The sequence below is a fragment of the Acidimicrobiia bacterium genome (genome assembly GCA_041394025.1).
Lineage (GTDB): Bacteria > Actinomycetota > Acidimicrobiia > IMCC26256 > JAOSJL01 > JAOSJL01.
In genome coordinates this window covers 690,001-701,684 of the sequence record JAWKJA010000002.1, presented here as the reverse complement: position 1 = coordinate 701,684, position 11,684 = coordinate 690,001, and the positions used below count along the sequence as shown (strand labels likewise).

Here is an 11,684-nt window from a genome sequence, read left to right as displayed (position 1 = left end):
AGAGGAGACATGCTGTGACCGATCCCGTGAAGCCCGACGTCAGGCGGGTCGTACTCGCCTACTCCGGTGGGCTCGACACGTCGGTGGCGGTGCGGTGGATGGTCGAGGAGTGGGGTGCCGAGGTCGTTGCCGTCGCCGTCGACGTCGGACAGGGCGCGAGCGACACCGAGGTCCTCCGTGAGCGTGCCCTCGCCGCCGGTGCCGTCGAGGCCGTCGTCGTCGACGCGCGCGCGGAGTACGCCACTGAGTTCATCGCACCGGCGATCCGGGCGAATGCTCTCTACGAGGGGAAGTACCCGCTGCTGTCGGCCCTGTCGCGACCCGTCATCGCGCGCCACCTCGTGAAGGCCGCCCGTGAGTTCGGTGCCGACGCCGTGGCGCACGGCTGCACGGGCAAGGGGAACGACCAGATCCGCTTCGAGGTCGGCCTGCGCACACTGGCACCCGATCTCGAGGTCCTGGCGCCCGTGCGCGTCTGGGGGTTCACCCGCGACGACTCGATGGACTACGCCGACACGTACGACATCCCGGTCACGAGCACCCGGGAGAAGCCGTACTCGATCGACGCCAACCTCGTCGGGCGCGCCATCGAGTGTGGCGCCCTGGAGGACCCGTGGGCCGCGCCACCCGAAGGGATCTTCGAGCTCGTCGGAGACGTGGCCGACGCCCCGCGTGAGCCGACCGATGTCATCGTGGGATTCGAGGAAGGCGTACCCGTCAGCCTCGACGCACAGAAGCTCCCGCTGCACGAGATGCTCCCGGCGCTCGATACCATCGTCGGCCGCTATGGCTGGGGCCGACTCGACATGGTCGAGAACCGCCGGGTGGGCATCAAGGCCCGCGAGACCTACGAGTGCCCGGGAGCGCTCGCCCTGTTGCTCGCGCACGCCGACCTGGAGTCGGTCACGGTGGAACGCGACCTCGCCCGCGAGAAGGCGCGTCTCGAGCCCCGCTGGGCCGACCTCGTCTACGACGGCCACTGGTACTCGCCGCTGCGTGAGGCCCTCGACGCGTTCATCGACGTGTCGCAGCGCCACGTGTCCGGTGAGGTGCGCCTCCGCCTGGAGACCGGGCGCTGCTTCGTGAGCGGACGTCGGGCCGACCGTGGGCTCTACGACCACGACCTCGCCACCTACGACGCCACCGACTCCTTCCGCCACGAGGACGCTGCCGGCTTCGTCCGCCTGTGGGGCCTGTCGCTGGAGACGTGGTCGCGTCGACTCGGACCGGGCTCGGAGGAGGGACCATGAGCGGCTCCGGAAACGCCGACAGCCCCGAACCCGGCGCGCCCCTGTGGCACGGCCGACTCGGTCACGACCCGGCCGGGGAGCTGTGGGAGTTCACGACGAGCCTGCCCTTCGACGTCCGGCTCGCCGCCGACGACGTGGAGGGCTCGCTCGCCCATGTGGGGATGCTGGCGCAGGTGGGGCTCCTCGACGCGTCGGAGCAGGAGTCGGTCGAGACGGCGCTGCGTCGGGTCGGCGACGAGTTGGCCGACGGCACCTTCGTGTTCGCCCCGACCGACGAGGACATCCACACGGCCGTGGAACGCCGGGTCACCGAGCTCGCCGGGCCGGCAGGGGCCAAACTCCACACGGGGCGGAGCCGCAACGACCAGGTGGCGCTCGACCTGCGCCTCTACCTGCGCCGGGAGGGCCGCGGGGTCGCCGCAGCCGTCCACGCGCTCCAGGAGGTGCTCGTGCGCCGTGCAACCGACGCCGGCGAGGCGGCACTGCCCGGCTACACCCACCTCCAGCGCGCGCAGCCCGTGCTGCTGGCACACCACCTCCTGGCGCACTTCTGGGCGCTGGCGCGCGATCTCGACCGCTGGCGCGACGCACTGGAGCGCATGGACGTCTCGCCGCTCGGTGCCGGCGCGCTGGCGGGCTCCAGTCTGCCGGTCGACCCGGCGATCAGCGCCGCGTCGTTGGGGTTCCCCGCCACGTTCGACAACTCGCTGGATGCAGTGTCCGACCGCGATTTCGTGGCCGAGGCACTGTTCGTCCTGGCCCTCACCCAGGTGCACCTCTCCCGGCTCGGTGAGGAAATCGTGCTCTGGTCGAGTGCGGAGTTCGGGTTCCTGCACCTCGCCGACGAGCATGCCACCGGCTCGTCGATGCTCCCCCAGAAGAAGAACCCCGACACCGCCGAGCTCGCCCGCGGGCGCACCGGACGCCTCATCGGGAACCTCACGGCCGTCCTCGTCATGCTCAAGGGGCTTCCGCTTGCCTACAACCGCGACCTCCAGGACGACAAGGAGCCCCTGTTCGACTCGCTCGACGGCTGCCACCTGGCGCTCTCGGCACTCACCGGCCTGCTCGACACCTGCACCTTCGACACCGACCGCATGGCCGACGCCTCCGGCGACCCTCTGGGTGTGGCCACCGACCTCGCCGAGCACCTCGTCCGTGGCGGCATGCCGTTCCGCGAGGCGCACGCCGTCGTGGGAGAGCTCGTGCGGCGGAGCCTCGAGACCGGAACGCCGCTGGCGGAGCTGGCGGCGGCCGACGATCGCCTCGCCGGAACCGAGTCTCTCTTCGAGCCCGGGGCGGGAGTTCGGGCCCGAACATCTCCGGGAGGTGCCGGTCCCGAGCCGGTCGCGGTCCAGCTCGCGGCCGCGGGAGCACGTCTCGATGAGCAGTGGGCCTGGCTCGAGGGGTGAGTCGTCGGGGTCGGCCGCTCCCTGTCGCCTTTTACCGCCGCGACCCACTGGAGGTGGCGCCCGACGCCCTCAACAAGGTTCTCGAGTCGAGCGTCGGCAATGACATCGTCCGGGTGCGGATCGTGGAGGTGGAAGCGTACCGGGGCTCCCACGACCCGGCGAGCCACGCGTACCGGGGCGAGACACCGCGCAACACCTCGATGTTCGGCCCTCCGGGCCGGCTGTACGTGTACTTCACCTACGGGATGCACTGGTGTGCCAATGTCGTGTGCGACCGTGAGGGCATCGGCCACGCCGTGTTGCTCCGTGCGGCCGCGCCGCTTGCCGGTCTCGACGTGATCCGGCAGCGGCGCGGGCCGAAGCATCGGGACCGGGATCTCCTGGCGGGGCCCGCACGTCTGACCCAGGCACTCGGGATCACCGGCGACCTCGACGGCACCGACCTGCGCCGGCGGCCTCTCCGCCTGCTCGACGACGGTGTGCCCCCGCCGGAGAGGCCCGCCACAGGGCGACGCGTCGGGATCTCGGTCGCCGTCGACGAGCCGTGGCGCTACTGCGTTCCGGGCGACCCCAACCTCAGCCGCCCCCGCGCGTTCTAGTACCCGTGGTCGTGCGTTGGTACGACCCGCGGCGCGATCCCGCCCTGGTCGACCTCCCCGTCTACGGGCTCCCGGCTCCGGCACCGACGAGCTCAGGCGGTTCTGACGGCGGTGGTCCGTCGGATCCGTGACTGTCTTCGTACTCGGGTTCGGGCAGTGCCGCCTCGCCCTCGATGTCGAGGTTCGGCAGGATCCTGTCGAGCCAGCCGGGAAGCCACCAGTTCGCCCTGCCCATGACGGCCATCACCGCGGGGACGAGCACCATGCGGATGATGGTGGCGTCGAGCAGGATCGCGGTGGCGAGGCCGATCCCCATCATCTTCACCTCGACCTCGTCGCCGAGCGCGAAGCTGCCGAACACGCTGATCATGATGATCGCGGCCGCCGTGATCACCCGGGCGGTGCCGGCGATGCCGGCCGCGACGCTGGCGTTGTTGTCACCGGTCTTGAGGTACTCCTCCCGGATACGGGACATCAGGAACACCTCGTAGTCCATCGACAGCCCGAACAGGATGGCGAACATCAGCATGGGCAGGAACGAGACGATGGGAACCGTCTCCTCGAGACCGACGAGGTTCATGCCCCAGCCCCACTGGAAGATGGCGACGACGACACCGTACGCGGCGCCGATTCCGAGCAGGTTGACGACAGCGGCCTTGAGGGGCACGAAGAGCGATCGGAACACGAGGAGCAACAACAGGAACGACATCACCAGAACGGCGCCGATGAACAACGGGAGTCGGCCGCCGAGCTTCTCGGAGAAGTCGATGAAGACCGCCGGGGTTCCCGCGACGTAGACGGCGGCGTCCTCACCGACAACGGTCGGGATCACCTCGTCGCGGAGACGGTGGACGGTGGTGGTCGTCGCGGCGTCCTGCGGTGATGTTTCGGGGAATGCGATGATCAACGCGGTGTCGGCCTCGGAGGGGTTCTCGCTGTTCAGGCGCGTCTGGCCGACCCGGGCGATCCCCTCGTCGGCAGCGATGGCGTCCTGGAGGCCGGCGAGACCCTCCTGGCCGGTGTCGTCGAGGTCCACCACGATGTGGAGTGGTCCGTTGAACCCCGGACCGAAGCCTTCGGCGAGCAGGTCGTAGGACTGCCGGAGCGTCGTGGACGGCGGGCTCGTGCCCGCGTCGGTCACGCCGAGGCGCATGGAGAAGAGGGGGATCACCAGAGCGACCAGCAGCAGGGTACTGCCGACGAGGTACGGCCACGGCCGGCCCGACACGCGGCGCGACCAACGCGCCCAGAGCCCGTCGTGGCCGTCGGCGGCCACCGGCCGCATGCCCGGAACGCGGAGTTTGTCGATCCTGTGACCGACCAGGCCGAGGAGCGCGGGCAGCAGCGTGATGGCCGTGAGGACGGCGCTCCCGACGACGATCGCCGCCGCGGTTCCGAGTGTGGCGACGAAGGGAATCCCGATGAACTGGAGCCCGAGGATGGCGATGACGACCGTGACGCCGGCAAAGACGACGGCCTGGCCCGCGGTGGCGGTGGCGCGCGCTGCCGATTCCGCGACGGTCATGCCCTCGTGCAGGTGCTCCCGGTGTCGCGTGACGATGAACAGGGCGTAGTCGATCCCGACTCCGAGCCCGATCATCGTTGCGATGATGGGTGCAACCGTTCCGATGTCGAGGAAGTTGGCGCTGAGAGTGACGATCGACAGGCCGAGGCCGAGACCGATCAGTGCGGTGATCAGGGGTAGTCCCATGGCCACGACGGAGCCGAAGGCGAAGAGGAGCACGATGACGGCGACGCCCAGGCCGATGAGCTCCGCGGTGCCTCCGAACTCGCCGCCCTCGTTGAACTGAACCACGTCACCTCCGAGCTCCACCCGCAGCCCGGCCTCAGTCGCAGGAGCCGTCGCCTCTTCGAGGTCTTCGACGGCGCCTGCTCCGAGTTCCGTCGCCGTCTCGTCGTAGGTGACGGTGGCGAACCTGACCGTGCCGTCGGGCGACGTCTGCTCGTCGGGCGCAGCCACATCGACCACGTGGGGCAGGTCCCGCACATCGGCAACCGTGGCGTCGATGGCCGCGGCGGCGTCCGGATCGGAGAGTTGGCCGTCGTCGGTGGCGAACACGACCTGTGCGGTGTCGCCCGACTGATCGGGGAAGCGCTCCTCCAGGAGGTCCAGGGCCTGTTGCGTCTCGGTGCCCGGCAGCGTGAAGTTGTCGCTCGTCTCCCCGCCCACGGTGCCCACCGCGAACGCCGCCGCCACGAACGCGGCGATCCACACGGCGATGACCCGCCACCGGTGGGTGGCGGCGAAGTGGCCGAGGCGGTACAGGGCGCGGGACATACGAAGCGGACTCCTCCGGGAGGACAGCCCGTAGTATCCGGCAGTGAGTGCCAGTTGGCAAGTCATGCATCACGACGAGCGTGGGATCTGCTGCCCATATCTGCGATGAACCCCCGAAAACTCAAGGACCGCCGGGTGTGCGAGAAGACCGGTAAATCGACTGTCGCTGCCACATGGCATTGACTGTCAGGAATCGGTCCGTGTATCGTCCCGTGACATGACCAGGTCCGCGACCGCCTCGACGCCGACACCGGCGGTGCTACTCCCCGGCGCCGCCGGAGCAGGCACGCCGGGGCGCCGTGAACGGCACAAGGCACGCACGAGACGCTCGCTCGAGGAGGCGGCGCTGCGGTTGTTCGCACGGCGGGGTTTCGACGACACGACGATCGAGGACATCACCGATGCGGCCGACGTGTCACCCCGGACGTTCTTCCGGTACTTCGCGTCCAAGGAGGACGTGCTCTTCGCCGACCACGCGCAACAGATCCAGCGCTTCGCCGATGCCCTGTCGACACGACCGGCCGACGAGCCGGTTCTGGCTTCCATCACCGAGGCGCTGTTGACCCTCGCCGACGACTACGAGGAGAAGCGGGAGCGGTACCTGCTCCGCTTCCGGCTTCTCGCCTCGGCGCCGGGCGTTGCGGCCCACGGCATGGAACTCCAGGTGAAGATCGTCGACGTCGTGGCGAGTTTCGTCGCCGAGCGTCTCGGCCTCGATCCGAGTGGCGACCTGCGGCCCGTTCTGGTGGGGCAGGTCACGGTCGGGGCCCTGGCCGCCGCGACCAACATCTGGTCGACGGGAACCTCGGACCGCTCCCTCCCCGAGCTCGTGCGCCAGTCGCTGGAGCTCACCGCCCACGGTCTGGGCGTCTGACTGCACGGTCGCAGAGTCACGTGAACCGGAAACGGACCTGATCATCGTCGAGAGGGTCCGCGAGTGTCCTCGGTCTCGGTGCCGAACAGAGTGAGGTCACTCGTCAGGACCGGGAGCGTCGGCTCAGAGATTCGTGTACAGCGCCGTCTGTGCCAACGGCCCCGAAGCCGACCACCAGAGGTAGTCCACGGCGCGCCCCGGCGCGTACCAGTGGATGTCGCCTGCCCCGTCGCCGTCGAAGTCGCCTGCGACCGGCGTGTAGAAACCGAGTACCTGGTGAGTTGACGTCACAGCGAAAGCCGGACCGGGCGCGCCGGACCAGAGGGTCTCGCGTCCGGAGCCGGGGGCGTACCAGAGGATGTCGTCGAAACCGTCGGCGTCGTAGTCGCCCACGACAGGTGTGTAGGTCCCGTTGATCGAACGGACCGACTCGTCGACGAATCCCCCGCCGGTCGTACCTCTCCACATGTACTCGGGTGCTGTGCCGGGTGCGTACCAGAAGATGTCGTCGAGACCGTCGCCGTCGAAGTCACCGGCGACGGGTCGGTACCACCCGTTGACGCTGTGTGGACCGTGGTGGGTGAACGTCCCTGCTCCGGCACCCGACCACACAGAGTCGGGTGCTGTGCCGGGTACGTACCAGAAGATGTCGTCGAGACCGTCGCCGTCGAAGTCGCCCACGAGCGGGGTGTACGTCCCGTTGACACTCGGCGGGTCGACAGCCGTCGGATGCCGCTGCTCGTCGCCGAGCACGAGCAACTCGGGACCCGAGCCGGTCCGCGCCATCAGGAGGTCCGTGGCGCGGTGGCCGTCGAAGGCCCCGGCCGCGAGCATCGCGGGTGAGCCGTGAGGCTCGCCCACGGGCACGGTGTGGACCACGGGAACTGTCGTGGCGGGCCCCGCGGCGACTGCGGTGCCATCGGGACGTCGCACGACACCGACGACACTGAGGTCGTAGTCGCGGAAAGTCGTGTACCGACCGCGGAGCCAGAGAGTCGCGTGCGCACCTGATGCGTGTGCTGTCAGAACAGGGCGAATGTTGTCGGCCGTGGAGTCGGCGGTGAGGGGGAGCCAGGCCACCGCACCGTCATTGCCGACGCGGCCGGCGAACAGCTCGTGGTGACGGAGTCCGTCGGTGCCCGACACGAGTGGTGTGCCGGTGGCGGGATCGACGTCGGTGGAGATCACGGCCAGATCGGGCTCCTCGGGATCCAGCGACACGAGACCCGTGTAGTCGATCTCCGGCTCGTACAGGGCGGAGCCCGCGTAGGCGATCTCGTGGGCGCTCCATGACGTACCGTTCCAGCGGGCGTGCCAGTATCGGTGGTCCTCGGGGGTGTGGCGCACCGAGAACGCCGCCACGGGGTTCCCCGTCACAGGGTCGAGCGCCACGTCAGCGGTCCACGCTCGCTGGTTGCCCACGGCGCTCCAGACAGGTGTGAGCGCCGTCACCGGCACTGCCGATCCGACCGCACCGAGGTCGTTTCCCGCCGAGTCATGGAGTCGACCCCCCGAGATGAACCCGTGGTAGATCGATGTGGTGTCGTTGCCGGGATGTTGCTCGGTGGCGATGAGATCGATCCTCCCTGCCCCGTCAGACGTGTAGTTCACGTACGGTCGCCCGAAGACGTCGTCGTCGGGGTCACGCAGGAGGCGGCCCAGGTTGGTCCACGTCCGTCCCAGATCGTCGGAACGGAGGATCGACGGGTCCCAGCGTTCGCCCCGGTAGAAGTCGTAGAGCGAAGTGGCGGGATCCTCCGGGACCGTGGCCTCGAACAGATTGCTGTAGGTCGCCGGGGAGCCGGTGTCGATCCGAGGAATCGCGAGCCAGCTCCCGTCGGTCCGTCGACGGTGGGTGTGAATGAAGGTGTCCTTGTTGTGTCGGGCCCACGACGTGAGGATTTCGCCACCGGGCGTCTCCCAGATCGCGGCGCTGTTGTGGTCGTCGGCTTCGGTGCGGCCGAGGTCGACGAAGCGACGTTTCCCCGACGCGAGATCGAGCTCCACGAGCGCAACTGTGCCGGGTGGGGGGACCGCGGAGCTCTCGCCGACGACCGCCGACACGGCGAGCAGCGTTCCGTCGTGGGACAGGATCGCCCTCTCGTTCTCGAACCAACTCCATGCGCCGTCGTCGAGCAGGGTCGTCGTTCCGTCCGGTTCGGTCGGAGCGCTCCGAGCGACCGCCGGGGAGACGACACCCAGAGCCGCCGTGGCCCACACCACCAGGATGGCTGTCACAGAGACACGACGCCCGATGACCATGGGGAACGAAACTACGGCATCTGGCGGTCCTGCCTTGACACCCGGATGACGGGCGGTAACGGATCCGTCATCCAGTGGGATTGACCGTCACGTGGACCTCGGCGCCCTCGTCGATCGATTCTCCTGCCGCCGGCGACTGCTTCCACACACGGCCGATCCGTGCGGGGTCGCCGGGCGGCGGTTCGGCCTGCGCGTCGATGACCGCGATCAGGCCCGCCCCCTCGATCCAGAAGGTGGCCTCGTCGGCACGTAGCCCGAGAACGGAGGGAACCGTCGTCTCGGCGGCGTCACCGCCGGCGAGGACGAGACGGATCTCGCTCCCCGGGTCGGCGGGTGTGCGCGCGGCGGGCGACTGCTCGAGAACGGTGCCCGGCGGGTAGTCGCTGTCGGGTCGCTCCTCGAGCACCACCGTGTACCCCGCGTCGCTCAGCAGTGTGGCTGCCTCGTCGCCGCGCATTCCCACCACGGGCGGGACGGGTTCCGGGCCGGGCGCCGTTCCTCCGGATGTTGCGAACTCCGTGATGGGAGCGTCGGCGAGGGCCGCGCCCTGGTAGAGCTGCCAGATCCGCGCCGGCCATTCACCCCCGGTCACCGTGACACGGGTGGTCGGCGGGACCATGGGCTCGGGCGCGTCCGGGAAACCGACCCACACCGCGGTCACGAGCTCAGGTGTGTAGCCCACCCACCACGCGTCCCCGAAGTCCTCGGTCGTTCCGGTCTTGCCGGCGATGGGGCGCCCGATGCGGGCGTTGACGCCCGTGCCGCGCTCGGGCACCTGACGGAGAACGCCCGTCACGGTGGCCGCGACCTGCTCGTCGAGCACCTGCTCGGTGGCGTGGTCGGACTCGCGGAGCACGCGCCCGTCGGCGGCGGTCACCCGCGTGACGAACACCGGATCGGTGTGCGAGCCCTCCGCGGCCAGCGTCGCGTACGCCGAGGCCATGTCGAGGGTGGTCACGCCGTTCGTGCCGAGGGCGGCCGACGCCACCGGTTCCAGCGGGGACTCCACCCCGAGGCGCGCGGCGGCCTCCACGACCGCGTCGGCGCCCACATCCTGGGTGAGTTGGGCGTAGACGGTGTTCACCGACTGGACGGTGGCCTCCACGAGGTCGAGGTCGCCACCCCCGCGGTCGTCGTAGTTGTGGACCTCCCACGGGTCCTGGGGTGGGGGAAGGGGAATCGTGAGCTCGGCGGGGGCCGGGTAGGTACGGTCGGTCGTCAGGCCCGCTTCGAGTGCCGCGACGAGCGCGAACGGCTTGAACGCCGAACCCGCCTGGCGCAGGCCCTGCCCCGCCAGGTCGAACTGCGCGTCGGGGGCCTCCCCGAAGTAGTCGGAGCCCCCGACGTAGGCGACGACGTCGCCCGATGCCGGGTCGATCGACACGAGGGCGGCTGCCGGGTCCGTGGTGGGCTCGGAGAGAACCCGACGGACAGCGCCCTCCGCGAGCGCCTGGCGCTCGAGGAGGAGGCCCGTCTCGATCGTGAGCCCACCGGTGTAGAGCATGGTGCGCCGTTCCTCCACCGTGTCGCCGAAGGCCTCGTCGGCCAGGATCGTGTCGATGACACGGTCGACGAAGTGGGGAGCCGGGTAGGCCTCGCCATCGGTACCCGACGTGTCGAGCGTGAGTTCCTCGGAGACCGCTGCGTCGTGCTCGACACGGTCGATCATCCCCTGGTCGAGCATCTTGTCGAGCACGGTGTCGCGGCGCCCGAGCGCCGCGTCGGGGTCGACGTAGGGGTTGTAGTCCTCGGGGGCCTGGAGCAGCCCGGCGAGCAACGCGCTCTGGGCGAGGGTGAGCTCCGCGGCACTCGTGTCGAAGTAGTGCCGGGCGGCGGCCTCGGCGCCGTACGCGCCGTCGCCGAAGTACACGGCGTTGAGGTAGCGCTCGAGGATCTCGTCCTTGTCGAGCCGGCGCTCCAACTGCCACGCCAACACCGCCTCGCGCACCTTGCGGTTCACGGTCCGGTCGGGGTCGAGCAACGCGGTGCGCACATACTGCTGGGTGATCGTGGACCCACCCTCCACGGCACCGCCCGACCCGAGGTCGTGGACCAGGGCGCGCCCCACGGCCTGGGCGTCGACGCCACCGTGGGAGTAGAAGCGCTCGTCCTCGATGGCCACCACGGCGTCGCGCAGCGCCGGGGCGATCTCGTCGAGCGTGACGGGCTCACGGTCCTCACCGGCGTGGAGGGTGGTGATGACGCTGCCGTCGGCGGCGAGGATCACCGAGGAGGCGGGGTCCCGGTCGGGCTCGCTGAGATCCGTCGTGTAACTGCACGCCGGCACCACGACCAGGAGCGCTCCGGCGGCCACGAGGGCGCGCCACACCCCGGTTCGTCCCACCAGCCACATGGACAACATTGTCCCTCACCAGGAACAGGGGAGTGGTGCACCCCCGCCTGTTGGCTAGGTTGGCGGCAGCATGGCAGCCGACACGACGGTCGACGAACAGGTCCGGATCCTCACCGCGGGCGCCGTCGACGTGGTCGACGAGGCCGATCTGAGGCGGAAGCTCGATCGGGACCGGCCCCTGCGGGTGAAGCTCGGCATCGACCCCACCGCGTCGGACCTCCACCTGGGGTTCGCCGTGGTCCTCCAGAAGCTGCGCCAGTTCCAGGACCTCGGGCACGTCGCGGTGCTCATCATCGGCGACTTCACGGCTCGGGTCGGCGACCCGTCGGGGCGGTCCAGGACCCGTCCGCCACTGTCGGCCGACGAGGTGGAGGCCCACGCCCGCACCTACCTCGACCAGGTGACGGGGATCCTCGATCCGTCGCCGGAACGCCTGGAAGTGCGCCACAACGCCGACTGGCTGGGGAACCTCGACCTGGCAAGGGTCCTCGAACTGGCGGGCTCGGTGACGGTGGCCCAGATCCTGGAGCGCAACGACTTCTCCCGGCGCTACGCAGAGGGCTCACCCATCGCTCTCAGTGAGCTCCTGTACCCGCTGCTCCAGGGCCGTGACTCCGTGGAGGTGCATGCCGACG

The 11,684-nt window shown here is 69.8% G+C and carries 8 protein-coding genes (1 of these 8 running past the window's edge); 5 read left to right on the top strand and 3 right to left on the bottom strand.

Features of this window, described 5'->3' with window-relative positions:
• Positions 1 to 14 precede the first annotated feature (14 nt).
• The 3 genes from R3A49_03205 to R3A49_03195 are packed head-to-tail and all read left to right on the top strand — an operon-like array spanning position 15 to position 3,261.
• Positions 15 to 1,250 (top strand): argininosuccinate synthase, encoded by a 1,236-nt coding sequence (locus tag R3A49_03205; protein MEZ5169735.1) that lies wholly within the window; start codon positions 15 to 17, stop codon positions 1,248 to 1,250.
• Positions 1,247 to 2,662 carry an argininosuccinate lyase gene (gene argH / locus R3A49_03200; protein ID MEZ5169734.1) on the top strand — a complete coding sequence of 472 codons (1,416 nt, stop codon included), beginning with the start codon at positions 1,247 to 1,249 and terminating at the stop codon, positions 2,660 to 2,662. The genes R3A49_03205 and argH overlap by 4 nt, the downstream gene beginning before the upstream one ends.
• The gene (locus tag R3A49_03195; GenBank protein ID MEZ5169733.1) at positions 2,641 to 3,261 is read left to right on the top strand and encodes a DNA-3-methyladenine glycosylase; all 621 of its coding nucleotides are present in this window, start codon (positions 2,641 to 2,643) and stop codon (positions 3,259 to 3,261) included. Before argH ends, R3A49_03195 begins: the two co-directional genes overlap by 22 nt.
• 61 nt (positions 3,262 to 3,322) lie before the next feature.
• On the opposite strand, the gene R3A49_03190 is transcribed toward R3A49_03195, so the two are convergent.
• Positions 3,323 to 5,560: an MMPL family transporter gene (locus R3A49_03190; protein MEZ5169732.1), complete on the bottom strand. Its 2,238-nt coding sequence runs from the start codon at positions 5,558 to 5,560 to the stop codon at positions 3,323 to 3,325.
• 217 nt (positions 5,561 to 5,777) lie between these two features.
• On the opposite strand from R3A49_03190, the gene R3A49_03185 reads away from it, so the two are divergent.
• On the top strand, positions 5,778 to 6,434 hold the full coding sequence (locus R3A49_03185; protein ID MEZ5169731.1) for a TetR family transcriptional regulator: 657 nt from the start codon (positions 5,778 to 5,780) through the stop codon (positions 6,432 to 6,434).
• A 123-nt stretch (positions 6,435 to 6,557) separates the two neighbouring features.
• Here R3A49_03185 and R3A49_03180 read toward each other — a convergent pair whose 3' ends face one another.
• Positions 6,558 to 8,672 (bottom strand): FG-GAP-like repeat-containing protein, encoded by a 2,115-nt coding sequence (locus R3A49_03180; protein ID MEZ5169730.1) that lies wholly within the window; start codon positions 8,670 to 8,672, stop codon positions 6,558 to 6,560.
• Positions 8,673 to 8,763: 91 nt separating this feature from the next.
• Positions 8,764 to 11,049: a PBP1A family penicillin-binding protein gene (locus R3A49_03175; GenBank protein MEZ5169729.1), complete on the bottom strand. Its 2,286-nt coding sequence runs from the start codon at positions 11,047 to 11,049 to the stop codon at positions 8,764 to 8,766.
• A 70-nt stretch (positions 11,050 to 11,119) separates the two neighbouring features.
• On the opposite strand from R3A49_03175, the gene tyrS reads away from it, so the two are divergent.
• Positions 11,120 to 11,684: the 5' end (the start) of a tyrosine--tRNA ligase gene (gene tyrS, locus R3A49_03170; GenBank protein MEZ5169728.1), read on the top strand. It continues 662 nt past the right edge of the window; the window shows 565 of its 1,227 coding nt (coding positions 1-565); its start codon is at positions 11,120 to 11,122; the stop codon falls past the right edge of the window.